Source organism: Mycolicibacterium vaccae NBRC 14118 = CIP 105934 (assembly GCF_001552715.1).
Taxonomy (GTDB): Bacteria; Actinomycetota; Actinomycetes; order Mycobacteriales; family Mycobacteriaceae; genus Mycobacterium; species Mycobacterium vaccae.
In genome coordinates, this window is record NZ_BCRS01000060.1 from 1 (window position 1) to 26,019 (window position 26,019).

Annotated in this window: 22 protein-coding genes; 5 read left to right on the top strand and 17 right to left on the bottom strand. The window is 67.2% G+C overall.

From position 1 onward, the window contains the following. From MVA01S_RS13415 to MVA01S_RS13435, 5 genes are all read right to left on the bottom strand, one after another. On the bottom strand, positions 1 to 834 hold an 834-nt coding region (locus MVA01S_RS13415), incomplete at its 3' end, for a serine/threonine-protein kinase (protein WP_159426321.1). Between the two features lie 73 nt (positions 835 to 907). Next, entirely contained in the window at positions 908 to 2,278 is a 1,371-nt protein-coding gene (locus MVA01S_RS13420) for a WS/DGAT/MGAT family O-acyltransferase (RefSeq protein WP_003929839.1), read from the bottom strand. Positions 2,279 to 2,398: 120 nt separating this feature from the next. After that, positions 2,399 to 3,115 (bottom strand): hypothetical protein, encoded by a 717-nt coding sequence (locus tag MVA01S_RS13425; protein WP_003929840.1) that lies wholly within the window; start codon positions 3,113 to 3,115, stop codon positions 2,399 to 2,401. Positions 3,116 to 3,162: 47 nt separating this feature from the next. Beyond that, complete coding sequence (locus tag MVA01S_RS13430; RefSeq protein WP_003929841.1) at positions 3,163 to 4,488, bottom strand: WXG100 family type VII secretion target; 1,326 nt, start codon at positions 4,486 to 4,488, stop codon at positions 3,163 to 3,165. A gap of 95 nt (positions 4,489 to 4,583) precedes the next feature. Next, on the bottom strand, positions 4,584 to 5,264 hold the full coding sequence (locus MVA01S_RS13435) for a TetR/AcrR family transcriptional regulator (RefSeq protein ID WP_003929842.1): 681 nt from the start codon (positions 5,262 to 5,264) through the stop codon (positions 4,584 to 4,586). A gap of 309 nt (positions 5,265 to 5,573) precedes the next feature. Here MVA01S_RS13435 and MVA01S_RS13440 point away from each other — a divergent pair, with 309 nt between their 5' ends. Together MVA01S_RS13440 and MVA01S_RS13445 are read left to right on the top strand one after the other, a co-directional pair. After that, positions 5,574 to 5,999 (top strand): MmpS family transport accessory protein, encoded by a 426-nt coding sequence (locus tag MVA01S_RS13440; RefSeq protein ID WP_003929843.1) that lies wholly within the window; start codon positions 5,574 to 5,576, stop codon positions 5,997 to 5,999. Then, positions 5,996 to 8,893, top strand: a complete 2,898-nt coding sequence (locus MVA01S_RS13445) for an MMPL/RND family transporter (protein WP_003929844.1) — start codon at positions 5,996 to 5,998, stop codon at positions 8,891 to 8,893. The genes MVA01S_RS13440 and MVA01S_RS13445 overlap by 4 nt, the downstream gene beginning before the upstream one ends. 26 nt (positions 8,894 to 8,919) lie before the next feature. Here MVA01S_RS13445 and MVA01S_RS13450 read toward each other — a convergent pair whose 3' ends face one another. From MVA01S_RS13450 to MVA01S_RS13465, 4 genes are all read right to left on the bottom strand, one after another. Beyond that, positions 8,920 to 9,990 carry a fatty acid desaturase family protein gene (locus MVA01S_RS13450; protein WP_003929845.1) on the bottom strand — a complete coding sequence of 357 codons (1,071 nt, stop codon included), beginning with the start codon at positions 9,988 to 9,990 and terminating at the stop codon, positions 8,920 to 8,922. A gap of 132 nt (positions 9,991 to 10,122) precedes the next feature. Continuing rightward, on the bottom strand, positions 10,123 to 11,622 hold the full coding sequence (locus tag MVA01S_RS13455) for a glycoside hydrolase family 130 protein (protein WP_040540745.1): 1,500 nt from the start codon (positions 11,620 to 11,622) through the stop codon (positions 10,123 to 10,125). Then, positions 11,619 to 12,641: a hypothetical protein gene (locus MVA01S_RS13460; RefSeq protein ID WP_003929847.1), complete on the bottom strand. Its 1,023-nt coding sequence runs from the start codon at positions 12,639 to 12,641 to the stop codon at positions 11,619 to 11,621. Before MVA01S_RS13460 ends, MVA01S_RS13455 begins: the two co-directional genes overlap by 4 nt. Next, positions 12,638 to 13,771, bottom strand: a complete 1,134-nt coding sequence (locus MVA01S_RS13465) for a glycosyltransferase (RefSeq protein WP_003929848.1) — start codon at positions 13,769 to 13,771, stop codon at positions 12,638 to 12,640. Before MVA01S_RS13465 ends, MVA01S_RS13460 begins: the two co-directional genes overlap by 4 nt. Before the next feature lie 540 nt (positions 13,772 to 14,311). On the opposite strand from MVA01S_RS13465, the gene MVA01S_RS13470 reads away from it, so the two are divergent. Beyond that, complete coding sequence (locus MVA01S_RS13470) at positions 14,312 to 15,946, top strand: fatty acyl-AMP ligase (protein WP_060941612.1); 1,635 nt, start codon at positions 14,312 to 14,314, stop codon at positions 15,944 to 15,946. A 24-nt stretch (positions 15,947 to 15,970) separates the two neighbouring features. Next, complete coding sequence (locus MVA01S_RS13475; protein WP_003929849.1) at positions 15,971 to 16,771, top strand: GAF and ANTAR domain-containing protein; 801 nt, start codon at positions 15,971 to 15,973, stop codon at positions 16,769 to 16,771. Here the strand turns inward: MVA01S_RS13475 and MVA01S_RS13480 are convergent. The 5 genes from MVA01S_RS13480 to MVA01S_RS13495 all read right to left on the bottom strand — a co-directional run bounded on the left by MVA01S_RS13480 (position 16,768) and on the right by MVA01S_RS13495 (position 21,238). Beyond that, positions 16,768 to 17,526: a GAF and ANTAR domain-containing protein gene (locus MVA01S_RS13480; RefSeq protein ID WP_003929850.1), complete on the bottom strand. Its 759-nt coding sequence runs from the start codon at positions 17,524 to 17,526 to the stop codon at positions 16,768 to 16,770. The two genes, MVA01S_RS13475 and MVA01S_RS13480, sit on opposite strands and share 4 nt — an antisense overlap. A 33-nt stretch (positions 17,527 to 17,559) precedes the next feature. After that, positions 17,560 to 18,273 carry a GAF and ANTAR domain-containing protein gene (locus MVA01S_RS13485; protein WP_040540751.1) on the bottom strand — a complete coding sequence of 238 codons (714 nt, stop codon included), beginning with the start codon at positions 18,271 to 18,273 and terminating at the stop codon, positions 17,560 to 17,562. 127 nt (positions 18,274 to 18,400) lie between these two features. Beyond that, on the bottom strand, positions 18,401 to 18,559 hold the full coding sequence (locus MVA01S_RS31500) for a DUF6307 family protein (RefSeq protein WP_003929852.1): 159 nt from the start codon (positions 18,557 to 18,559) through the stop codon (positions 18,401 to 18,403). A gap of 124 nt (positions 18,560 to 18,683) precedes the next feature. After that, positions 18,684 to 19,883 (bottom strand): fatty acid desaturase family protein, encoded by a 1,200-nt coding sequence (locus MVA01S_RS13490; RefSeq protein WP_003929853.1) that lies wholly within the window; start codon positions 19,881 to 19,883, stop codon positions 18,684 to 18,686. Between the two features lie 230 nt (positions 19,884 to 20,113). Beyond that, complete coding sequence (locus MVA01S_RS13495; protein ID WP_003929854.1) at positions 20,114 to 21,238, bottom strand: glycosyltransferase; 1,125 nt, start codon at positions 21,236 to 21,238, stop codon at positions 20,114 to 20,116. Positions 21,239 to 21,479: 241 nt separating this feature from the next. On the opposite strand from MVA01S_RS13495, the gene MVA01S_RS31505 reads away from it, so the two are divergent. Beyond that, positions 21,480 to 21,617, top strand: coding sequence for a hypothetical protein (locus MVA01S_RS31505; RefSeq protein ID WP_086006031.1), 138 nt, complete (start codon positions 21,480 to 21,482; stop codon positions 21,615 to 21,617). Positions 21,618 to 21,620: 3 nt separating this feature from the next. Here the strand turns inward: MVA01S_RS31505 and MVA01S_RS13500 are convergent, their stop codons facing one another. The 3 genes from MVA01S_RS13500 to MVA01S_RS13510 form a co-directional block, all read right to left on the bottom strand. After that, positions 21,621 to 23,090 carry a wax ester/triacylglycerol synthase domain-containing protein gene (locus MVA01S_RS13500; protein WP_003929856.1) on the bottom strand — a complete coding sequence of 490 codons (1,470 nt, stop codon included), beginning with the start codon at positions 23,088 to 23,090 and terminating at the stop codon, positions 21,621 to 21,623. 69 nt (positions 23,091 to 23,159) lie between these two features. Further along, positions 23,160 to 23,609 (bottom strand): DUF5994 family protein, encoded by a 450-nt coding sequence (locus tag MVA01S_RS13505; protein WP_003929857.1) that lies wholly within the window; start codon positions 23,607 to 23,609, stop codon positions 23,160 to 23,162. A gap of 144 nt (positions 23,610 to 23,753) precedes the next feature. Further along, positions 23,754 to 26,003, bottom strand: coding sequence for a CocE/NonD family hydrolase (locus tag MVA01S_RS13510; protein WP_003929858.1), 2,250 nt, complete (start codon positions 26,001 to 26,003; stop codon positions 23,754 to 23,756). Positions 26,004 to 26,019 lie beyond the last annotated feature (16 nt).

Here is a 26,019-nt window from a genome sequence, read left to right on the forward strand (position 1 = left end):
GTCGGCGGCTGCGGACGCCGCCCGCGCCAGCTCGCCGGCGGTGGCGTACCGCTCGTGCGGCTGCTTGGCCATGCCCCGGGCCACGACGTCGTCGAACGCCCGGCTGACCCCGCGGCGCATGATGCTCGGCCGCGGCGGCGGCGCGAACATGTGCGCGCTCCACACCTCCCGCACGTCGGCGGCCTCGAACGGCGCCCTGCCGGTCAGCGACTCGTACAGCAGACATGCCAGCGAGTACACGTCCGAGGCCGGGCCGCCGCGGTCCCCACTGAACCGCTCCGGGGCCATGTAGGCGCTCGACCCGACCACCAGGCCCGTCGACGTCACCGACGCCTCACCGCCGCCGTGCGCGATGCCGAAGTCGACCAGATACGCGAAATCGTCCGGCGTCAGCAGCACGTTCTCCGGTTTGATGTCCCGGTGCACCAGGCCGTTGGCGTGCGCAGCGTCCAGCGCCGCGGCGACCTGCCGCAGGATCGCGACCGCCCGTCCCGGCTGCAGCGCCCCCTCGGCGCGCAGCACCTCCTTGAGGCTGGCGCCGTCGACCAGCCGCATATCGATATAAAGGACGCCGTCGATCTCCCCGAAGTCGTGCACTGGGATGACGTGCGGTTCCTGCAGCCGGGCCGCGACCCGGGACTCGCGGCGGAACCGGTCCTGGAAACTGCGGTCGGCGGCCATCTCGGGGCGCAGCAACTTGATGGCGACCATGCGTTCGCGTGCGGTGTCGTAGGCGCGGTACACCTCGCCCATTCCCCCGACCCCGATCACCGATTGCAGCTCGTAGGGCCCGAACCGGGTGCCCAAGCGAGAGCCGCCCTTCGGGGTGCTCACATGCAATCCTTCCGTCGTCGACCGGCCGCCGAACAGGCTTCCCGATCGCGGCGCCGCCTAACCGGGCGGGGGGTCAACAGCGGCTGAGCAGCTCCTTCAGCTCCGCGTCGAAGCGGTCGCCCAGGTCCCACAGATCCCGGACCAGCTGCGGGCACGAGACGATGCCGACGTTGAGTTTGTCGGCGAGCGACATCACGGTGATGTTCAGGCCGGCCCCGTGGAAGATCGGCCCCAGCGGATACAGCGCGGTGACCTCGGCGCCGCAGCTGTACAGCGTGTTCGTCGGTCCGGCGACGTTGGAGATGACGGCGTTGAGGATCGTGGTGTTGATCAGCGGCGTGTGCGCCAGCAGGCCCAGCAGCCACGAGTACCCGGCGCGGGAGATGCTCTGCGCCAGGTCGATCAGCAGGGTCGGCCCCAGCGACCCGCTGTGCTCCTTGGCGCGCGCGCCCGATTCGGCGATCGCCAGCAGCCGGTCCTCGGGCTCGGCCATGTCGGTGTGCAGGTTGCAGAACATGCCCGAGAGCTGGTTGCGGCCCGGCCGGTCGGACTGTCCGTGCACCGACGCCGGGACCACGGCGATCAGCGGCTTGTCCGGTAGCTCGTCCCGGTCTGCCAGGAATCCACGCAGCGCCCCGGCGCACAGTGCCATCACGACGTCGTTGACCTTGACGTCGAAGTGGCTCTTCACCTTCTTGACGTCGTTGAGGTCCAGCTGGACCAGCGCGATGTTGCGCTCGGAGGTCAGCTCGCCGTTGAACGGTGTGCTCGGCGCGGAGAACGGGGCCGCCATCGCAGTGCCGTTGATCGCCCGGTTCAGCGTCTTGGCCACCATCGTCGCCGCCACCGGCACCGCGCGGGTGAGCTGCAGCGGCCGGGTCACGAACCGCACCAGCCCGTTGACGGTGATCCCCAGCGACGATGCGCCCCCGGGCCCCTCGACGGGTTCGGGCGGCGGCGCATCGGGCGCGGAGTCCAGCAGCTGGTTGAGCAGGTTCGCCGCCGAGACGCCGTCGACCGCGGCGTGGTGCACCTTGATCATCAGGGCGAGGCTGTTGTCCTTCGCACCACCCTCGATGACCCACATCTCCCACAACGGTTTGCTGCGATCCAGCTGGACCGACGCGATGTGGCCGCACACGTCGGCGAGTTCCTCGCGTCCGCCCGGCGAAGGCAGCGCGATCCGGTTGAGGTGGCGGGACAAATCGAAATCCTCGTCCTCCACCCACACCGGATGGTCGAGATTCAGGTCGCTGTCGGCCAGCTTCGCGCGAAACTCCGGCACGGCGGGGATGCGCTTGGCCAGCTCGTCGCGGAAGCGCACGAAGCTGTAGCCGCCCGGCACCGTCGAGGTGTCCAGCTCGACGATCGAACACACATGAAGCGGCACCGAGGACGATTCGCTGTACAACAAACCCGCATCAAGCCCACTGAGCCGTTCCATCCCCCCGAGATACCCCCGGTGTGATCTGGATCAAACCGGAGATTCCCCGCGCCTTTGCCCAAAGGGCACCTGCTGCGGCGTAAGCGCCGTCATCGCCGCGCCAGGTGCACTCTCGCGGGGTCAGGCCGACAGATCGAACCTGCCCGCGGCCAGCCGCTGCGGCGCCCGGCCGTCGACGAGCTCGTCACGGTCCTCGGGATGCTTCCAGTAGTGGCGCACCAACCAGTACAGTCCGGCACCGCCGGGCACGTAGACGTCAGGCATCCCGATGATCTCTTCGCTTCCGTCGCCCAGTCTGAGCGCAACGGTTCGGGGCGTTCTACGGGACTCCGCATGAGCGGCTACCTCAACCACGTCCTGCCACTCAAAGGTTCGTGTCGTGCGGACGTCCGCGTTCTCGATAGTGGCGGGCGTCAGCTTGACGTACCCCACTCCGCCCCGGCGCCACGCGGTGATCAATCCCCAACTGACGGTGCACAACGCGACCACCGCGGCCCCGACCCAGACAGTGCGCAAGGCCCGCGTCTCCGCGAACTCGATTGCCCCGAACGGCGCCGCGACCACGAAGATCAAGGTGCTCGGTAGGGCCGCCACCACAGCGAGCAGGAGCAGCGCCGAGCACCGCTGGTCCACCCGCAGGGTGAAACCGGTTGCATCGCTGGTGGTTCGCGCCGTCGTGCGACCGGAGACCAGCAGCGAAATCGCGGATGCGAAGAGCAGCAAGAAGGCGGACCATCCGATTGTGACCGCTGTCGTCAGATAGTTTCCGCGCGCTGCCGCCGCCGCTCCGAGACCACCATATGCAAGCCCGACACCGACGCAGAGCGCGATCGCCAATACGGCAAACCTGCTGCCACGTCCCCACTCCGCGGGTTCCGGCAGTTTCAGTACGGACATACGACGTCCCCGATGAACTTGCCCATTTCCATCCCACCGTATGCGCCGAAGCCACCCAGGAAGACGGCCCCCAAGGGCACTGTCAGCGGCGCAAGCGGACCACCGAGCAAGCCAGCCGCCGCGCCGAATTCCATACCAGCCCAGCCTCCACCGCCACCGGCGACACCCGCGACTAGCGCGATGCACCGATCTTTCCCCGAGTCCGCCATCACCATGTCGAACACAGTGGTGGCCGCGGTCAGCGCCGGCCCACCGAACTTCATGGTCTTGCCGATGTTGTCGACCGCGTCAGCCGTGAGCATAGGAAGCGAGCCGCCACGGGCGATGTGCTTCTCCAGCCCGCCCATGCCGGAGGTGGTCGCCATCGAAAGGTTGTCGATCAGCTCAACCGGGACGGCACTGTGCCTCCCGTCCGGGGTTGTGAAGCCGGCGGTCCGGTACCCGGTCGGATCCATCGACATCGTCAGATGCGAACCGTCCGCGTAAGCGATCGTGGTGTAGTCGCAGTCATTGCCCAAGTCGTGCCAGGAGCTCGTCCTGGCGACGAAGTCGCCGTTCTTGTCGAACTCTTCCATCTGGTAGAAGTTCTGCTTGCTGGGCCATTCGAACGGATCCATGCGGGTGGTGACCGCCTTGCTGCCGTCCTGCTTGATCACCGTGGTGACCTCCTCGCCGTATTCGTTCGTCGAGTAGGTGACCTCGCGGATGTGCTGCTGCTCATCCGCCGAACGGATCGCCTCCTGCGCCATCAGGCCGGGAGGACTCCGGGGGTCGGGTACCTGGTCGGGCGGGCGCTGCGTCGTCGGCAGCAGCAGGTCCCCCAGGTCAGTGGCCGGACCCGGCTCCACGAAACCCGCGCTCTCGGCCGCCGTGACGATCGCGTCGGCTGTCGCGTCGTCGGCGTCACCCACCGCGGCCAACATCGTGTTGATCCCCACTTGTTCCTGCCGCGCCGACGCCTGTAGCTTGGCTATCTCGTCTTCCGACATCATCACCGGATCTACGAGCACCACCCACTGATCGGTGACATTCAGCGGCCCTGCGTCGACCAGGTCGGCCCTGGCCAGCAACGCCGCCCGCGCACTGCCGATCGCGCCTGCACCGTTCTTCAGCGCTGTCGCCACGGCTTTGACGTACTCGGTGAACTGCTGCGCCTGGGTGTCGGCCCGACCGAACATCCCGGTCGCCGCCTGGTGTGCATCCCCCGACCATCCTTGGACTTCGGGAAGCCGGTTGATCGAGTCGTCGATACCGGACACCGCCGAACCCACTGCGATCCCGCCGGATTCGACGGCGCCACCGGTCGTGCTCAACGAGTCGGCGTTCCAACTTTGCAGCGTTGATCGCGACGGGAGCACACCCGAGATTCTTCCGCACCCCGCCAACCGCTCACTGCACCAGTTTGCCGCTACGGCGAGTCCGCCGACTCCCCCGCACCCGTGGGCGGCCAGCGGTGCATCGCGGATTCCATTTCGGCCTGGGTGAGCGCGCGGACCGGCAACCGGTCCTGACCCGGGTGACAGCGCATGCCCTGCAGCAACACCGCCACGTAGCGCCGCCACAGATCAGCCGACACGTCGCCCGAGTACTCGCTCACCGCGCCCGCCATCAACCCGAGCAGCGGCATGTCCGTCGACGACACCTCAGGCCGCAGATAGCCGTCGCGCGCAGCCCGCTTCATCAGTTTCGACACCAACGGTTCGAGCCGGGTACGCCCGGCGTCCACCCGCCCACCGCAGTACGCCCTGCTGAACGCGACCTCGCGCAGACCGCGGTCGGTGGCCGTCATCTCGCACATCTGCCAGACGAACCAGGACAAGCCGTCCCAGGAATCCTCGGCCTGCAGTGCGGACTCGGCCAACACGACGAGCTGGTCGATGCCGTCCTCGAAGATCGCTGCGAACAACGCCTCCCGGGTCGGGAAGCGCCGGTACACCGTGCCGACGCCGAGACCGGCGTGGTGGGCGACCTCGTTGAGCGTGGCCTCCAACCCGCGCGTCGCACAGAGCTCGCGGGCGGCCTCGATGATCCGCCGCCGGTTACGCTCGGCGTCCTTGCGCAGGCTCGACGCCCCGGGCGCTGCACTCATGGCGCCGAGTCTACGGACGGGCCGCGTCGCCGCCCGGACGTATCGCTGCCACAGTTCGGCATTCTTGCGCAGACCACGGCAGGGCTTGTCAATCACAAAGCCGAATTCTGTGATGTGCCTTACCGAAACGCGATAACCGGATTGACGCTATCCACTTAACCGGCTTAGATTCCCTACGCGATCGCATGCCATCTGGCGGCCCGCGGCGTCTCTCTCATCGAAAGGCACGACCTTGCCTGCAGCTGTCATGCGCGCAAAAACTCCCGGGAAGCCGTCGATCGGCCATGCCGATCGCGCGCGGAGCGTGCGGTGATCACCGCCGTCAAGCGGGTCTGGCTGCCCGTCCTGGTGGCGGCCGCGGTCGCGATCGGCGCGTTGAGCGTCTCGCACCTTCGCTCGGTGTTCGGATCCGAGGGCGCGATCGTCACCCCGGTCGACGCGGACACCGCAGAGTCGTTCAACCCCAAGGTCGTCACCTACGAGATCTTCGGTTCCGGCTCGTCGGCCACCATCAACTACGTCGACCTCGACGGTAAGCCGCAGCGCACCGGTCAGGTGAGTCTGCCCTGGTCACTGACCCTGGAGACGACGCTGCCGTCCGTGATGCCGAACATCATGGCCCAGGGCGACGGTCATTCCATCGGCTGCCGCGTCACCGTCGACGACGAGGTCAAAGACGAAAGAACGGCTGAGGGTCTGAACGCCGCGACCTACTGCCTGGTGAAGGCAGCATGACAGTCACCGACGACGCGCCCACCGACGCCATACCGCCGGCACGGCACGCAGCCCCCTCGCGCCCGAAGCTCCCGCGCTTCATCCGAACGTTCGCCATCCCGATCGTCCTGGTCTGGATCGGCATCGTCGCGTTCCTCAACACCGCGGTGCCGCAGCTCGAAGAGGTCGGCAAGCTCCGCGCGGTGTCGATGAGCCCCAACGATGCTCCGGCGCTGATCGCGACCAAGCACGTCGGCGACAAGTTCGACGAGTACGACACCTCCAGCTCGGTGATGATCGTCGTAGAAGGCGAGGAACCGCTCGGGCCGGACGCGCACGCGTTCTACGACGAGGTGGTCCGCGAACTCGACGCCGACACCACCCACGTACAGCACGTCCAGGACTTCTGGGGTGACACCCTCACCGCGGCCGGCGCCCAGAGCACCGACGGCGAGGCCGCCTACGTGCAGGTCTACATCGCCGGCGACCAGGGCGAGGCGCTGGCCAACGAATCCGTGCAGGCCGTCCGCGACATCGTCGAGGCCAACCAGGCTCCGCCCGGGGTCAAGGCGTACGTCACCGGACCCGCGGCGCTGACCACCGACCAGAACATCGTCGGCGACGCCAGCATGAAAACCATTGAGGGCGTGACGATCGCGATCATCATCGTGATGCTGCTGATCATCTACCGGTCGGTCATCACGATGCTCGTCACCATGACGATGGTGTTCATCGGGCTCTTCTCCGCCCGCGGCATCGTCTCCTTCCTCGGCTACCACGAGGTTTTCGGGCTCACCACCTTCGCGACCAGCATGGTGGTGACGCTGGCGATCGCCGCCGCCACCGATTACGCGATCTTCCTGATCGGCCGCTATCAGGAAGCCCGGCGGTCGGGGCTGGACCGCGAGTCGGCCTACTACGACATGTTCCACGGCACCGCCCACGTGGTCCTCGCCTCGGGAATGACGATCGCCGGCGCGACCGCCTGCCTGCACTTCACCCGCCTGCCGTATTTCCAGAGCATGGGATTCCCGCTGGCGATCGGCATGACGATCGTGGTGGCCGCCGCACTGACCCTCGGTCCGGCGCTGATCTCGATCGTCACCCGCTTCGGAAAAGTGCTGGAGCCCAAGGGCAACGGCCGCGCCCGCGGCTGGCGGCGGCTCGGCGCGGCGACGGTCCGCTGGCCGGGCGCCATCCTGGTGATGGGGATGGTGCTGTGCCTGGTGGGCCTGCTGGCCCTGCCCGGCTATCACACCACCTACAACGACCGGATCTACCTACCCGACGACGTGCCCGCCAACGTCGGGTACGCGGCGGCCGACCGGCATTTCTCCGACGCCAAGATGAACCCCGACCTGGTGATGGTCGAATCCGATCACGACATGCGCAACCCGGCGGACTTCCTGGTGATCGACAAGATCGCCAAGGCACTGGTCCGTGTGCACGGCATCGCGTCGGTCACCACAATCACCCGCCCAGACGGCAAACCCATCAAGCACGCATCGCTGGCCTACACCCTCGGCCAGAGCGGCACCGGCCAGCTGTTGAACAACGACTTCCAGCAGACAGTGCTGGAGAACACGCTGCAGCAGGCCAATGAGATGCAGGTGACCATCGACTCGATGGAGCAGATGCAGCGCATCACCCTGGAACTGGCCGACGTCAGCCGCCGGATGGCCGACAAGATGAACGACACGTCGGTGAACCTCACCGAAGTACGGGACCACCTGGCCGATTTCGACGATCAGTTCCGCCCGCTGCGCAACTACTTCTACTGGGAACCGCACTGCTACAACATCCCGATGTGCTGGGCGCTGCGCTCGATCTTCGACAGCCTCGACGGCATCGGCACGATGGCCGACGACTTCACCGAACTGGTCCCCGACATCGAGCGCATGGCGCAGCTGACCCCACAGATGGCGGCGCTGATGCCCGCGATGATCCAAACGATGAAGAACCAGAAGCAGATCATGCTGAACCAGTACCAGGCTCAGAAGATGCAGCAGGATCAGAACATCGCCATGCAGGAGGACAGCACGGCGATGGGCGAGGCGTTCGACACCGCCCGCAACGACGACACCTTCTACCTGCCGCCGGAGGCCTTCCAGACCGCCGACTTCCAGCGCGGCATCAAGCTGTTCATGTCACCGGACGGGAAAGCGGTGCGTTTCACGGTGTTCCACCAAGGTGACCCGCTGACCGAGGACGGCACCGCCCGCATCGAACCGCTGCGCATCGCCGCGGCGGACGCCATCAAGGGCACCCCGCTGGAAGGGTCCACCGTGTACGTCGGAGGCAGCGCGGCGATGTACAAGGACATGCAACAGGGCGCCGACTACGACCTGCTGATCGCCGCCGTCGCGTCGCTGATCCTGATCTTCCTGATCATGGTGATCCTCACCAGAGCCGTTGCGGCAGCAGCCGTCATCGTCGGCACCGTGGTCCTCAGCCTGGGCACGTCCTTCGGTCTGTCAGTGCTGATCTGGCAGCACATCATCGGAATCCCGCTGAGCTGGATGGTGCTGCCGATGTCGGTGATCGTGCTGCTCGCCGTCGGCGCCGACTACAACCTGCTGCTGGTGTCGCGGATGAAGGAGGAGATCGATGCCGGGCTGAAGACCGGGATCATCCGGTCCATGGCAGGCACCGGTTCCGTCGTCACCGCAGCGGGATTCGTGTTCGCCTTCACGATGATCGGCATGGTCGTCAGCGACATGATCACGATCGGGCAGGTGGGCACCACCATCGGTCTGGGCCTGCTGTTCGACACCCTGGTCGTGCGTTCGCTGATGACACCGTCCATCGCCGCCCTGATGGGCAAGTGGTTCTGGTGGCCGACCCATGTCCGTCCCCGCCCGAAGCCGAAGCCGTGGCCGCGGGTCGAGCGGGTCACCGAGGAGGCGACGACCTGAGGTGACCCGGCGGTACCGGACCGAGGCTAAGCCGTGGCCGCGGTCCGGTCCGGCAGCGCCAGCCGGTGGATGGTCCGCAACGTCGAACCGTACTGGTGGGCCAGCGAACCCGTGAGGTAGGGCAGGTCGTACTTCTCGCACAACGGCCGCACCCGCGCAGCGATCTCGGCGAGGCGGTTGCTCGGCAGGTCCGGGAACAGATGGTGTTCGATCTGGTAGCACAGGTTGCCGCTGGCGAACCCGAGCAGCCGGCCGGCCCTGAAGTTGGCCGTGCCCAGCATCTGCCGCAGGTACCACTGGGCCCTGGTCTCGGTCTCCAGCACCTCCGGCAGGAACTTCTGTGTGCCATCGGGGAAGTGCCCGCAGAAGATCACCACGTACGCCCACAGGTTGCGCAGCAGGTTGGCGACCGCGTTCGCGCGCAGTGTCCGGCGCCAGCGTTTGAGGCTCAGCCCCGGCCACAGCACATAGTCCTTGACGCCCTGACGCGCGATCTTCCCCAGGACGGCTTTCACCTGCGCGATCTTCTCGGCCCGCGTGCGGCCCAGGTCGACTCCGTGCAGGGCGATGCCCCATTCGAAGGTCACGGCCAGAAACAGGTTCTGCAGCGGCTGTAACAGATGCCCCTTGGTCCACGGTTGGTCAGACGTCACCCGCATCACGCCGAATCCGAGGTCGTCATCTTCGCCCAGCACATTGGTGAACGCATGATGGCGGTAGTTGTGCGACGACCTCCACTGAGACGAGACCGCGACCATGTCCCACTCCCAGGTGCTGGAGTGGATCTCCGGGTCGTTCATCCAATCCCATTGGCCGTGGCTGACGTTGTGGCCGATCTCCATGTTCTCGACACTCTTCGCGAAGCCGAGCGCGGCGGTGCCCACGGCCCAGGCGGCCTTCGACCGGGTGGTCGCGATGAACACTCGCGCCGCGACGTCGAGGGTGCGCTGGAACAGGATGGTGCGCCGGATGTAGTTGGCGTCCCGGGTTCCGAGCGACTCTTCGATGTCATTGCGAATCGTGTCGAGCTCGCGGCCGAGACTCTCGATGTCTTCAGGGCTCAGATGGGTGTAACGGGCGATATCGGCGATGGCCATGGCGGGTCCTAAGTCGATCCAGCTGAGGGCACCGAGACAGACCCTGAAACCGAAATATGCGAGAACCGGTCGAGCGAGACAGTGCATCGCTTCAGCGGGTTTGTTCCAGCCTACCCCGACAGGACGCCGGACCTACCACCGCGGGGACACGGGCTCCTCGGCGAACTCGGCCAACAGGTCGGCAAGCGGCACCGTGGCGACGCCGATGGCGCTGTCGCAGATCCCGAACGGGATCACCAAAGTGCCCGCGTGAACCAACCCACCGCACGAGTACACCACGTTGGGCACATACCCGTTCTGCGCGTCGGCCGCCGGGCTCAGAAGCGGCCGCCGCAGGCGACCGATCACCCGGGTGGGGTCGTCGAGATCGAGCAGGATGGCGCCGATGCTGTAGGTGCGCATCGGTCCGACACCGTGAGTCAGCACCAGCCAACCGGCATCGGTTTCGATTGGTGGGCCACAGTTTCCGAGATGGAGCGTCTCCCACACCTCGACAGGCTGCTGGCAGGGCCAAGCCGTCGTCCAGACAGGCAGATGGTCGGTGAGGGTGACGCTGTTGGTCTCGCGATCCGACCTCGACATCGCGGCATACCGGCCGGCGATCCGCCGAGGGAACAACCCGAGTCCCTTGTTCGCCGCGGCCTGCCCCACCAGTGGCACCGAGGTGAAGGTCCGGAAGTCCGTCGTGGTCAGCAGCTGCTGGCTGATCTGCGAGCCGCTGTAGGCGGTGTAGGTGGCGTAATAGGTGATCGAGTCGTCGTCGCCGACGAATCGGACAAAGCGGGCATCCTCGATACCGGCATGTTCGGCTGCCATCGCCGGCCACAGCACGCGCTCGGAAAGCGTTACCGCATCGGGGAATTCCACCGCGTAGAAGCGGTCGGCGAAGTCGCGGATCGTCGCGATCGTGTCCTCGGCCTGGCCACGGGTGCTCAGGTGCGCACGCAGACTGTCGAGCCGCTCGTCCAGGTCGAACCTGGTGAAGAGGTCGCCGAGCGCATCGAAGACGTAGTCCGCGGCTTCACCGCCGCGGCCCTGCGTATCGAGCTCGGTACGAAAAACAGCCGCGTCCAACAGGGTGGTTTCGATCCGTCCGGTGGAGGCGAACGGAGCCGGTTCGTCCACCGTGGCGTGCCCCGCCGCGTCGACGACGCCGGTGCGGAACCCGATGGTCGAGCGGTGCCCCTCCCCGATCCCGCGGACGCTCATCACGAACCGTAGGCTGCCCGGTGCGGTATCCGACTGATCGGGACCCGCGACGATGCTCGGGTTGCACAGCGCCGCGCCCTCGATGGCGTATTCGTTGGTGAATATGGCACCCAGCAACAGCATTCGTTCTTCACTGATCTCACAGTTCGGGTCCAGCCGGTCGGCGAGTTCGGCGGCGTGCCGTCGCAGTGTGCCGATCAGATCGCGATGCCTGTCGCCGAACCGGTCGAGCACGTCCTGCAGGGTCTCCCGCACTTCGTCGTCGGCCAGCGCCAAGGTCCGCGACAGCACCGTACCCGCGCGGGACTCCTGGTGTTCGAAGCCCTCCTGGCCCGGCACGAACAGCCGGGTGACCACGCGCCCCGGATCGGCCGCAACCCGCTGCGAGCTCCGGGTCACGAGTTGGCCCCTCGTGGAAGTCATTGCAGGACAGGCACGAAACTGCGTGCCTGTTGCAGGGTGGCGATCACAGCGAGGGTGGATTCAGCGCCGCAGTTCAGGTTCACCCGGTCGGCGTGCAGCCCGTCGAAGCCGGCGCCGGTCTGCGGGTCCCACATCAGAAGTCCCAGGTCGTTGTCGCCGTGGAACCAGGCCGCCGCGGACTGGATACCAGCCGGCCACACCGGGCTGGTGTCGGTGGCGGCGGCACGCGCACACGCGTCGGCCAAACTCGCCACCTCGATCGGTTGCTGGTCGAACCCCGGCTGCCTGTCCTTGGGTCCCCGCCCTGCGACGGGGGTCGGCGAGAGGTGACCACCGCAGGTTTCGACGTCCAGCAGCCACGCCAGCAGGTCCAGGCCGCGCGCACGCAGCGCAGCATCGCCCAGCGCCACCCCGGCGGCGATCATCGCCTCGGCCAGCACAGCGTTCCCATAGGTGAGACGCGGTTCGGGCCAGGGCCATTCGGGATCGCCGGTCGGCTCACCGAGAGAACCGGCGTAGTCGACCAGAAGTTCGCGCGCCTCGGCATGCCCCGGGGTGACACCGAGGAGCTCAGCGGCGCCGATCGCGGCGAAGGCCATCGCCCGCGGATGCGGTGATCGGGCGTTTGCCGCGCGTTCGAACTGAATCGTCGCCAGCCGCCGCACCATGCTGACGGAGCTGTGCGCGGCCGCGGTGCCGAGAGCCCAGACCATGCGACCCCAGTGGTCCTCGGTGTTCGGGGTGTCTGTCCAGTGACCCCCGACGTTCAACCGGTTGCGGCAGGTGCCGTCGTAGGACTGGGCGTCGTTGAGGAACGTGAGCGCCTTGCCTGCCAGGCCGTTCAGCTCACCCGTCGACTGGGGCTCCCGAGTGGCGACGATGAGCACCCTGGCCATGTCGTCGGTGCAGTAGCCGTGCTCGCGCCGCGGTTCGGCCAGGTCGGCATGCTCGAAAGTGGCGCGGTGATCGGTCATTCGCAGCAGATGGGTGAAAACGGGCTGTACCACAACGTCGGTCATGCAGCGGCCAGCCGTGCCGCGACCAGGCGTTGCGCCAGGCCGACATACGCCTTGGCCACGACGGGCCAAGCCATCGCCGGCGCCAGTCCGCGCGCCTCGGAGGCCATGGTGCCTGCGGCGCGCGGGTCGGTCAGCGTCCGCCGCAGGGCTGTCGCCAGTGCGTCGGGATCGTCGTGGGCCACCACAGTGCCCGCGCCGCTGCCGAGCAGTTCGACGGCGTGCGGGAACGCGGTGGCGACGATGGGTCGCCCGCTGGCGACGGAGTCCACCAGCACACCGGAAGTGACCTGGTCTTTCGAGTCGTAGGGCAGGACCACCACCGACGCGGACTGCATGAGTTCGGTCAGCTGCGCCGGAGTGCGGTACGCGGAGTCGAAGGACACGGCGTCGCCGACCCCGAGACGCTGCGCCTGAGCGATGAGACCGTCGCGGTACTCCTCACCGTGGGCGGCGAGCACCTTCGGATGGGTGCGGCCTGCGACCAGATACCGCGGCCGTTGCGGCAGGTCCTTCAGCAACGGCATCGCGTCGATGACGCGCTCGACACCCTTGCCTGGACCAAGTAAACCCCAGGTCAGGATGACCGGCCGACCGCCCCGCTTCGCCGCGACAGCCGTGGGCAACGCCGCGCCGTGCGGGATGATGCTCACCTTACGGCGGTCGACGGTGAAGCCGGCGCGCAGGCGTGAGCGGGCTGCCTCGGTCATCACGACCACTTGATCGGCGAGTTCGAGGACCTCGTTGAGCACCGAGAGCTGGTGCGGCGTCGGATCTTTGAGGACGGTGTGCGCGATCACGATCGACGGGACGGTGAGGCGCTTCATGACCTCGACGATCTCGTCGCCGTCGGGTCCGCCGTAGATGCCGTACTCGTGCTGGATGACGGCGACATCGCTCCTGTTGAGCGCCTGTGCCGCGGCCGCGACGGAGGCTGCCGAACCGTTGACGAGCTCTGCCACGACGGCATTCGCTGTCGAGGAGGGCCCGTCCGCGATGCGCACGACCTCGACGTCGACACCGCGCTCGGACAGACCGGCACCGAGTGCGGCGCTGAAGGTTGCCAGCCCGCAGACTGTCGGCGCGTACGTACTCAGGAAGCCGAATCTCGGTACGTAGGAAAAGCTTTGCATCCCGAAGGGAGCGGATAAATGGTTGGCTAACGTTGGAGCATTCAAGATTATCCCGACTTTGGGCTATTGCCACCGGCCCGACCGGCGTAGGTGAAGACTCGGGGGATCAGCGCACAAGCGCAGAAACTGATCTCAACCGGACTGCTGGGATTACCAGCTGATACGAGTCTACGCCTCGAGGCCCACAAGAACCGGGTTAAGGTTTAATGCATCTATACCGGGCTCCGTCAGGCTACGGTTAGCCAGGTTGATTCTCCAGCCTCCCGGTCACGTCACGACGGCGATCCACATCCCCGTCGAACCGCATTGACGTCAGCCGGCACGTCACGGTGTGCGACACACTCGGGAGTCCAGTGTCGAGACGGATCACAGTTATGTCCCGAACCCGGCGCGCTTACGCCGCCACCGACTGCACCCCTCGTACAGTCGGTACGTCCGACATCGCGTTTCCCTCGCATCACCCGACAGCACCGCCCTTTTGAGGAGGGCCGTGCATTCACCTCACCAGCGCGTGCGCGCTACTGCGATAAAGGGCTGCCTATGAGCCGATTCACCGAAACCATGTACGCCAACGCCCACCGCAGCACCAAGGGCTTCAACACCGGCGAGCCGCACTCGCCGGTGCGGCATTCCTGGGAGGAGGTCCACCAGCGTGCCCGCAGAATCGCCGGCGGTCTGGCTGCCGCTGGCGTCGGTCCCGGGGACGCGGTGGCGATGCTGGCCGGCGCTCCCGTGGAGATCGCCCCGGCCGCCCAGGGCGTCTGGATGCGGGGAGCCAGCGTGACCATGCTGCATCAACCCACCCCTCGCACCGACCTGGTGCGCTGGGCCGAGGAGACCACCGCCGTCATCACGATGATCGCCGCGAAGGCCGTCGTCATCTCTGATCCGTTCATGGCCGCCGCCCCCGTGCTGTCAGGCTCGGGCATGACCGTGCTGACCATCGCCGACCTGCTCGCCGCCGATCCGATCGACCCCGTCGACACCGACGACGACGACATCGCGCTGATGCAGTTGACCAGCGGCTCCACCGGTTCCCCCAAGGCCGTCCAGATCACCCACGCCAACATCGTCGCCAACGCCGACGCGATGACCACGGGCTGCGACTTCGACATCGACACCGACGTGATCGTCAGCTGGCTGCCCTGCTTCCACGACATGGGCATGACCGGTTATCTGACGGTGCCGATGTACTTCGGGGCCGAACTGGTCAAGGCCACCCCGATGGATTTTCTCAACGATATCCTGTTGTGGCCCAGGCTGATTCACAAGTACCGCGGTACGATGACCGCCGCGCCGAACTTCGCGTACAACCTGCTGGCGCGGCGGCTGCGCCGGCAGGCCACCCCCGGGGAATTCGACCTGTCCTCGCTGCGGTGGGCGCTGTCGGGCGCCGAGCAGGTCGACCCTGACGATGTGGAGGATCTCTGCGCCGCCGGCGCCCCCTTCGGCCTCGACCCCGGGGCCGTCATCCCCGCCTACGGCATGGCCGAAACCACCGTCGCGGTGTCGTTCTCCGCATGCGGGGGGGGCATGGTCGTCGACGAGGTGGACGCCGACCTGCTCGCTGTCCTGCACCGCGCGGTACCGGCGACCAAGGGCCACACCCGCCGCCTGGTGAGCCTGGGCCGGCCCCTGCACGGGCTGGAGCTTCGTGTCGTCGACGAGGACGGCGCCGAGCTGCCCGCCCGCGGTGTGGGCGTCATCGAGGTGCGGGGGGAACCGGTCACCAGGGGGTACACCACGGTCGCCGGATTCATCGCCGCCCAGGATGAACGCGGCTGGTACGACACCGGCGACATCGGCTACCTCACCGAGTACGGCAACGTCGTGGTGTGCGGTCGCCTCAAGGACGTCATCATCATGGCCGGCCGCAACATCTACCCCACCGACATCGAACGGGCCGCCGGCCGCGTCGACGGGGTACGGCCCGGGTGCGCCGTCGCGGTGCGACTGGACGCGGGCCGCTCACGCGAGACGTTCGCAGTTGCTGTCGAATGCAAGGACTATGCCAACGAAACACAGGTGCGACGTGTCGAACGGCAGGTCGCCCACGAGGTGTTCGCCGAGGTCGACGTCCGGCCGCGCAACGTGGTGGTGCTGGCGCCCGGCACGATCCCGAAGACACCGTCGGGCAAGCTGCGGCGCGCGCATGCGCTCTCGCTGGTGAGCTGAAGCGAGTACCCTCCACCAACATAGATGGCTGATTTCGACGCACAGCCCGGCCGGGCCACCCCGTCAGATCTGTCGGCTACGCAGCGCGAAGCCGACGAGATGGACCTGCGCGCGGGACTGACCGGCGTCGCGGGACTCGTCGCCGACGCCCGCCCCGTCGAGCAACTGCTGAGCGACGTCGCCGAGTTCGCCGCGCACGCCATTCCCGGCGTCGACGGGGTGAGCATCGCGTTGCTGCAGTCGGAACTCGATGGACCACAGATCCAGATGTTCTCGGCCACGGCGGACTTCGTCGCCGAGATCGACGGTGTCCAGTACGAAATCCTGCACGAGGGGCCCTGCATCACCGCGATGCAGACCGGCCGGGCCGCCGTCAGCGGCTCGCTCGGTAGTGACGACCGCTGGCGACACTTCGGCGGCAGGGTGGCGCGGATGGGGGTGCACTCGGCGCTATCGCTGCCCTTGGTCGTCGACAAGACGGTGGTGGGCGCGATCAACTCCTATGCCCGTGCCCGCGACGCGTTCGGTGACCATGCCGTGGAGTTGGGTTCGCGCTTCGCCGCGTCGGCCGCGGTGTCGGTGTACAACGCGCAGCTGCTCGCCGGCGCGCGGGAGCGGACCGAACGTCTGCAACGGGCGTTGGGGAGCCGCGCGGTGATCGACCAAGCCATCGGGATCCTCCGTAGCCGCTCGGGCGCGACCGCGGAGGAAGCGTTCGACCGGCTCAAGCGGCTGAGCCAGGCCGACAACGTCAAACTCGTCGTCGTGGCCGAGCAGCTGGTGAACGAGGCCGTGCGCCGCGCCCGGGCCAGGAACGGCCGTTAACTGTCGGCCTCGCCGGCGAAGGCGAGGATGGCGGCGACCAGCACGGGGCGGGAATGGCGGTCGGTCATCAACCGGCGCGCCACGTCGGTCAGGTGTTGGCCGTTGGCCCGCGAATAACCACGCAGAACTTTGAATGCATCCTCGACGGAGATGTCGAGGAGTTCCCGCAGGAAGCCCTTCGCCTGCTCCACCACGATGCGGTTGGCGAAGGCGTTACGCAGCTGCGGGATTATCGTCGCCGTTGTCGGCGCCCGCTCCTGCAGGATCGCCACACATGCGATGTGGCCCAGCGTCTGGGCGATCAGCCGATCACCGTCGGTGAGCTCGCCGGGAGTTGCGCCGAACAGGCCCAGGGCGCCCAGGGTTTCGCCGGCCGCCCGCATCGGCACCGCATGCACCGAAGCGAACCCACCATTGAGCGCGGCAGGAACGAACTTCGGCCACCGGCCGGAAGCAACCTGCAGATCGGCCACGGAAACCGGTTCACCCGAGGCATAAGAATCCAGGCACGGGCCCTCGTGAGCCTGCAGCTGGAACAGCTCCAGCTCCCGGGCCTGCTCGGACGTCGCCGCCATCAGATTGAGCTTGCCGAACGAATCGGCGAACAGAAATCCGGCCGCCGCCACATCGAGCAGTTCGGCGCAGCGTTCAGTCAGCTCGGTGAGCAGGTCCACCACATCGAAATCGAGGAGCAGACGATCCACGACGGACGCCACCGCGTCCAGCACCTGCGTTTCTCGCGCGTTCTCAGTCACGAGGCCCTCCTCGCTGGGGTCCGCGGAGGTCCATCAGTCGGCCTCCAACTTCAGTGTGCGCTCGAGAATGTCGCGGGCGACCTCAGTGACCGCCCGGCAGCTCGCATAGGCGCAGGCGCGTAGCCGAACCAGTGCCTCCGCCGGCTCGACTCCCAGCTGGGCGACGAGCATGCCGGTGGCCTGGCTGACGTCGGCGCGGGAGAGCGCGTTGAGCTCTGCCCAGGCGCTACTACCGGGATCGCTGGCCGCGGCCTGCATGTCGACGTCGAGCAGATCCAGTAGCGGAACACCGGCCAACTCGGCCGCGGCGGCCGCGCCGCCCAGTTGCGCCGCGGTCAGGTGGCCGGGTTCGGCCCGGAACAGACCCAGCGCGCCGATATATTCGCCGGCCACCACGACGGGCATGGCGCAGACGCCGCGGATCTGCATATCAAGCATCGCCGGCCCGTAGATCGGCCAGCGCCGCCCTGCGGTGTTGCCGAGATCCTCCACCAGCACCGGGGACCGTTTGGTCACCGAGTCCAGGCACGGCCCCTCCCCGACGGTGAACTGCAACTCGTCGTACTCCCGGGCCCGTGTACCGCTCGATCCGAGCGTGCCGGTGTTGACGCCGTCGAACACCAACGAGATCGCTGCCGCGTCGACGTCGAGGAGCGTCACGCACGCCTCACACAGCCGGTCGGCCGCGTCGACTCCACGGCAACCGCTGACGGCTTCGAGTAATTGCTCGGCGATAGACGCGTTCAACGCAAACGCACCCGGGCCTAACCCGAGGCCGATCGTCGTCGAACGTCGCACATGCTTGGACCTTTCCTGAGCGAATGCCCCACCGGGGCGGCGGGCGCGGCGTCAGGTCAGTGCCGGACCCGGCCGGTCACCGCATCGTCTCCGGTATCGAATTCAGCGCGTGCAGGACGTGCACTGCCAGTTCCTCCGCCGCGGTGCCGCTGAGTTTGGAGTTGTCCTTGATGGCGTGCGAGACCAGCTCGACGCGCCTGTCGTAGGGAGTCCGGAATGATTGTGGCGAAGCCAATGTGATTTCCTTTTGACGTCAGGCGAATTCACTCGCAATCGAGCTGCCCGATACCTGTCAACCCTACGCTGTTGTCGCCCCGGTCGAGCGGCTACGGCAATTCCTGCCGTCGCGGCCGGCAAGGTCAGGCGGCTTGCCGCCGCCGGCGGGCGTTTCTGCGCAGTGCAGCCCGCAGTCCACTGCCGGAACGGGACCCACCGGCGAACTTCTTCTCCGAAGCGGTCTCCGGTGCGTCGTCGCTCGTGGCGGTGAGGAGCCAGTCGGGCAACGCCAACTTGTGAATGGTGCGTAGCGTCAGAAAGTACTGCCGCACAAATGGACCCGTGGTGTACGGCAGGTCGTACTTGTCGCAGATTGCCCGTACCCGGACCGCGATCTCGGCATAGCGGTTGCTCGGCAGATCGGGAAACAGGTGATGCTCGATCTGGTAGCAGAGATTGCCGCTGGCGAACGCCAGCAGGCGGCCCGCGTTGAAGTTCGCGGCACCGAGGATCTGCCGGAGATACCATTCCCCCTTGGTCTCCTGCTCGATGACATTCGGTGCGAATTTCTCGGCGCCGTCAGGGAAATGGCCACAGAAGATCACCACATAGGCCCACAGGTTCCGCGCGAGGTTGGCCACCACGTTGGCCAGTAGCGCCCTGCGCCAGCGGGTCAGGCTCATCGCCGGGAAGATCACATAGTCTTTGACCACCTGCCGGGCAATCTTGCGCACCAGCGTCGCTCTGACCTCGGCCAACCGGACGGTGTCCGGCAGCACGCGATCACGCTCGGAGTGCACGCCGTGCAGCGCGATGCCCCACTCAAAGATCACCGCCAACAACACATTCCGCAGCGGCTGCATCAGGTGGACGGGCTGCCACGGCTCGTCTCGGGACACCCGCATGATGCCGAACCCGAGGTCGTCGTCGACGCCGACGATGTTGGTCATCACGTGGTGGCGGTAGTTGTGCGAGTACCTCCACTGCGCGGAGACCGCGACCATGTCCCACTCCCACGTCGTGGAGTGGATCTCGGGATCGTTCATCCAGTCCCACTGGCCGTGGCACACGTTGTGCCCGATCTCCATGTTCTCCACGCTCTTGGCGGCGGCCAGCGCAGCGGTGCCGGCAATCCAGCCGGTGCGGGAGCGACTGCAGGCCACCAGCGCTCGCGCGGCTACCTCGAGGGCACGCTGGAACCGGATGGTGTTCCTGATGTAGGCCGCATCGCGTTCGCCCAGTGACCCCTCGATATCGCGGCGAACTTCGTCGAGCTCCTGCCCGAGGGCCTCAATATCCTCTCCGCTCAGATGCGCGTACGCAGCGAGATCGGCGATTGCCAATGAGATCTCCTACGGTCCTTCGTGGTGGGTGGTGCAGCCGGGCTGTGCGACGAACCCGAGTGATTGCGGACCACATGCGGCACCCGATAGGTGGCCGCAGCGCGTCGGCGTCCCTTAGCCTAGTGAGGACCAGCTTATGCGTCAACGCCGGACCGCGGACGCCGTCGGCCCCCGGACAGCGGACCAGAAGTCGCTGGAAAGAACAGCTTTCAGTCGCGATCCCGGCCAGGTCAGACCCTGGCCCGACGCTCCGCCAGCAGACGGGTGGCGAGCTGCGCGTAGCCGTCGGCCACCAACGGCCACGCCATTGACGGCGCCAGTTGCCGCGCCTCGGCGGCCATCGTCCCGGCCAGCCGCGGCTGTGTCAGCACGCTCCGCAGCGCGGCGGCCATCGCGTCGGGGTCGTCGTGGGGGACGAGGATGCCCGCGCCGTCGCGCAGCATCTCCACCGCGTGCGGGAACGCGGTGGCGACAATGGGTCTACCGCTGGCGATGGCGTCGACCAGGGCCGCGGAGGTCACCTGGTCGGTGGAGTCGTAGGGCAGCACGATGACCGCGGCGGACTGCAGAAGCGCTGCCAACGATGCCCGGTCCAGGTAGCGGTCGTCGAAGGACACCGAGTCCGCGACACCATTGCGGCGGGCCTGTTCGAGCAGGGCCTCGCGGTAGGCTTCACCGTCGCGGGCCAGCACCTCCGGACGCGTCTTTCCCGCCACCAGGTACCGGGGACGACCGGCCACGCTCTGCAGCGAGGCCATCACGTCGATGACGCGCTCGACGCCTTTGCCCGGGCCCATCATGCCGAACGTCAGAATGATCGGCCGGCTGCCGCGTTTGGCCCTGGGCCCCTTGGGCAGAACCGCGCCGTGCGGGATCACGACGACCTTGTGGCGGTCCACGCCGTACTCACCGCACAAGCGTTCCTGGGCCGCGCGGGACATCACCACGATCTTCGCGGTCATTGCGGCCACCCGCTCCATCACCCAACGCTGATGGGGAGCAGGGTTTTTCAGAATGGTGTGGGCCACCGCCACCGCCGGAACCCGGAGGCGGTCGATGATCTCGAGCAGGTCGTCGCCGTGCGTCCCACCGTAGAACCCGTACTCGTGTTGGACCACCGCGACATCGGCCTGGTTGAGCAGTTCCACGCAGTTGGCGGCCGAGTCGGCGGAGCCGTTGACCAGCTCGCCGACCACCCCGGCGCCGGTCGACGGTGCGTCGTCGGCGACCCGGACCACGTCCACTTCGGACCCGCGGGCGCGCAACGCGTCCGACAGCGACGCGCTGAAGTTGGCCAGACCGCCCGGCGTGGGAGGGTAGGCGCCGAGGATGCCGAACCGGGTCTTGCCGGACATCGTTCGCCCCGACGGCGGGTGCAGAGAATCAAAGGCCGACAGAGCGTTCAAAACAATCCAGACGTAACGGTGGTTCCGGCGCGGCGGCGTGAGCGGTTGCTCGTCGAGATCAGCAGAAGTCGGCTGGACCTCCCAGACCGGCTGGGTTCCCAATATTCCGAGGCTACACCCGATGGCACCCCCTGACTGGAGTAGGGTCGGACTATCGGGACCACTCAGGGCCTCTGATGAAGGGCCAACCATGTCCGATAAATCTCCTCGTCAGGCGATGGCGAAGAAGTCCGGCAAATCCCTCAAGGAAAAGCGCGCGGACAAGCACGCGAAGTCCGCGGCGAAGACCTCGGCCGCCGATTCCATCCAGGACGCCAAGAAGCGCTGACCTCTACAGCCGCCTGCGGCTGTAGGAGTTCATCTCGGTGACCACCGATCGGCCCTCGCCACGAGGTGACCGCATCGCCGCCGCGGTCAGGACGCCGACGGCGTCGACGATTCCTTCGGATATCTCCCCGATTGCAGCAACATTGTCAGGGCAGGCCGTGACGCAGACATCCATGATGTCGGTTCCGGTGGTGACCGTGAGGCTCAGGCCCCGGCTATGCGCCAGCGGTGCGCTGGTATAGCTGGCTGCGACTCTGGCCGCGCCGCAGTAGCCGTGCGGTGCGGATACGAAAGACACCGAGCAGTGACCTGTCGGTGTATGCCACGCCGCCTGTCCGACCTCGGCGCCCAGCGCCATCGCCCACCGCATGGCCCACGGCGGTAGCAGCATCATCAGGGAGTCGAGATCGCCTGCCGGGGCGCCGATTTCGGGGTCGAAGTGATTGGCGATGTTCAGTCTCTCGGTGGCGGTGTGCAGGTTGGTAAGGATCTGCACGGGGTCGTCGAGCTGTACCGGCGACCGGATCTGTCCGATCGCCGATGCGTTCCGCCCGTCCGCGGGATCGCCCGACGGCGACGAGACGGGCACTTCGAACAACAGGGGGTGGGCAGGCACGGTGTCGTGCCGGCCCAGCCATGCCCGCAGCGAAAGTGTGAGCGCGGTCAGCACGACGGTGGCGGTGTTGCAGCCGAACGCGTCACTGACCGCCTCCACGTCGTCGAGCCGCACCGAGGCCAGCCGCATCGACCTCCGCGCGGACAGCGGGGCGCCGAACACCGTGGCCGGCACAGGTCCACGCATGGATGCAACCGCGGTGGTGTCCGTCGCCGACTCCGTCGGTCCGTACCCGAGTTGACGGGCCGCGCGCCAGGCCTGCGACACCCCGCCGAGCAGGATCCGCGCCCCGGCCATCTGTCCTTGGACCATCTCGGTCACGGCGTCCGCGACGAGCCCGCCGACCGACGGTGCAGGCCCAAACCCTGCCCCAACGGTTGGGTGACCCGCAGGATGTGGTTCGGCGGAGAGCAGCAGGTCCGTCACCGGCGCGGTCCCCAGTGCCGGTGAGGTCATCACCGCAACCGCCCAACGACCTTCGGCCAGACCGTCGATTGTCCAGGCTTGCCACAACGACTTGGACTCATGCTGGGCGGCTGCGGCCAATCGGCCGACCAGTTCGGCGAGTTCGCGTTGTCCTCCCGGCGCGGGCACGCTCGCGCTGTGGACGTGAGCGTGCGCGTCGTAGCCCTCGATGTCGGCCCACACCGGCAGCCCGATCCCCAGGGGCTTGTCCACCAGCCGGCCCCGGAACCGGGGTAGCCGCGGCAGGCCCACGGCGACGATCCCGCGCAGTACTGCGTGGTCGATACCAGGGGATGGCTCCAGTACGACTACCGACACCGTGTACGCAGGGGTCGTCGGCGTCTGGAGGTAGAGCGTCCGGGCGTCAGACTCGGCCAACCGGGCGGCACTCACGCCAACGGAACAGATCGTCTGGAGTCATTGGCTACCAAGCCGTCTCGCGCATGCTCAGCTGTCACCGACTCAGTTACCCGACGCGAGGAGCAGCCCCACCGTGGTGGCGTCGTCCGGATCGGCGGCGGTCATCATGACCTCGTGCGCGCGATCACTGTTTGTTTGCGGCGCGACGACGAGCAGAACGATCGAGGCGCCGCGCGAGTCGACCACTCCGACTGTGCTTGCCGGCTGGCGGTCATAGCCGTCCAGCTTGATCAGCTGATTGTCCACGACCAGCTTGCGCGGAGGGACCGCCCATTCGGAGCGGTTATAGGTCACCCGCGAGACGGCGCCCAGCCGTACGGACAGCACCGCCAGCAGATCCGGTAGTTCCGCGGCGAGATCGTCACTGTGCGGCCACCAGGCTCCGTCGACGTATCCGGTGCTAGGGGCCTTGCGCTTGAGACGCAACCGCGGGGTGTTCTCGGGTCCGTTGTGGGGCTGGCCGAAGCCGGCGCCCCTGTCCTGTTGTGCCATGTGGCATCCCGACTGGGCCCGCGTGCTGACCCGATTTGATGCGGCGACGACGCGATCTGTAGATAGCCGCGTACGACATTCCGCCGATAGCTCCACTGTACGCCGGCCGCCGCCTCGGGAATACCAATCAGCAACGGCGCCGAGCTACGCCGCGGCCACGGCGTCCAGTTCGGCGGCAGCCACCACCGTGGGCAACCGGACGGACATGCCCTCCACTGTGACCCGTCCCCACGAGTAGAAGTTCAGGAACGAGAACGTCGAGGTGACCACCTGCACGGTCACCGACTGCCCCGGCCTCAGCGTGTGGGCGACCTGCTCCAGCGAGACCGTCACCGTGCGCGACTGCCCATCCAGCTCGACCGGGATCGGAGTCGCCAGATTGCCCAGCACCAAACCTGTTGCGTCATCGACGATCTGCGCGTAGACATGCCTGGCCGTGCCCGTCCCCGAGTAGGTCAGCGTCAACTCCGGTGCGCCCACGATGTGGGTGTCCTCGGTGACGTCCGGCACGTGCAGGTTGGCCGCGTTCAACGCCGGGGCCGCTGAGGGCAACCCGACCAGGGTGCGCACCAACCCGCGCAGCAGGATCGCCGGATTCGGGCCCGATCCGCCGATGAACGGCACGAACGGCAGCGTCGTGGAGTCCGTGCTGGACGCCACGACCGGCGCACCGGTGGATCCCACCGGGTATGTCGGCGACGAGTACCACTGTCCGCGCTGGTCCACCCACTCGAATTGCGGTCCGGGATCGACGGATTCGTCACCCTTGACGTAGCGGTCCAGCCACTGCAGGGTCTCGCCCCACACCTTGCGGCCGTCGTTGAAGCTGCTCAGACAGGCACCGTGACCGCCGCAGTACCACAGCACCTTCGTCGTGGTGCCGTTGGCGATCAGCTCCATCGCGTTGCGGTGCGCCTGATCCAGTGTGAACAAGGTGTCCACGGTGCCCTGGATCAGCAGTGTCGGAATCTTGATGTCCGCCAACTGATCCTGATAGCCGAAGCTCTCCACCAACGCGATGTCGGCCGGGTCTGCGTAGCCGAACAGCACACCGGCAATTGCCACCGGGAAGATCCGAGGATGCTCGCGGGCCAGCGTCAACGCCAGCACGGTCGGCAGCAGCGTGCCCCAGCCACTGTTGACCGCCTGCCGCGGGAACAGCACGTCCACCAGGTTGTTCCACGCGATCGTCGGCACGATCGCATCGATACGTCGATCGATTGCCGCAGCGGCCAATTGGATGCCGCCACCGTAGGACGCGCCCACCATGCCGATCTTCGGGTCACCGTTGACCTTCTCGACTGCGTCCAACGTCGAGAGCCAGCTGATGATGTGGGAGATGTCGCGGCCCTCGTAGTCGGGCGAGTCGAGGAACATGGTGCCCTCGGAATGCCACTCCCCGCGCGGGTCCCAGGTCACGACGTTGTAGCCGGCCTTGCGCAGCATCCCGACCCCGACGACGTCGTTGGGCAGGAACCCGTCGATGTCGATACCCAGCGTGGTGGCCCCCGGCAGCCCGAGCCCCGGACCGGACAACACCGTCGGTGCGCTCTGCCCGGCCTTCAAGCCGGTGGCCGGCATGAAGTGCACGTAGATCTTCGCGCCGTCGAACGACGTCACGCGCACGGTGCGCGGCTTCGGGTCGCCCGGGGCGGCGTCATGGTCGACCGGCCAGCCGATCAGCGGATGCAGGAACTCCCCGACAAACGGCAACGCATGCACCAGGTGCACCAGCGGGGTGATCACGAACCGGCCCAGCAGCGGGATGTGCTGCAGCCACTCGAAGGGGGGCCGGAAGTCCTCGACGACGACATCGGTCGGGATGGGGTATTCGTCGGCGGCCTGGCTGGTGGTGACCTGGTCACCGACCGCCTGCGGCGCCTCGTCGGTGGCCTCGCGCCCGGAGCCCAGGACTGACATGACCAACGATGCCTGCACCGGCGCGGTGGGCGCCTCGGGCTCGGTGGCCGGCAGTGCGGGGACGGTCGCGTCGGAAAGTTCCCTGGTCTCGGTCTCGACGGGCGCGGTCTCGGCGGCCTCGGTCTCTACGGCCTCGGTCTCGACAGGCTCGGTTCCGAGGGATTCTTCGCCGTCGACGGCCTCGGGCTCGTCAGCCTCGGGCTCGGGCTCGTCTACGGTCTCGTCGAGAACCTCATCGAGGGCCCCATCGCTCTCCGCGGTCGGCTGATCCTCAGAATCCGCTGTGAGCGAGGCTTTTTCGTGGCCCTTCGGGGCTGTCGGCGACACCTCGGTGGTGGTGGTCTGCGACGTCCTGGTCTCCGCGCCGCTGTCGTCCTCGGCGTGCGCGGTCCCTGCGCCCAGCAGAACCGCGGCTCCGACCCCCAGCGCGACCGCTAACCCGCCGACTCGACCCACATACGATCCGGCCCCCATGACGTACGTGTCTACC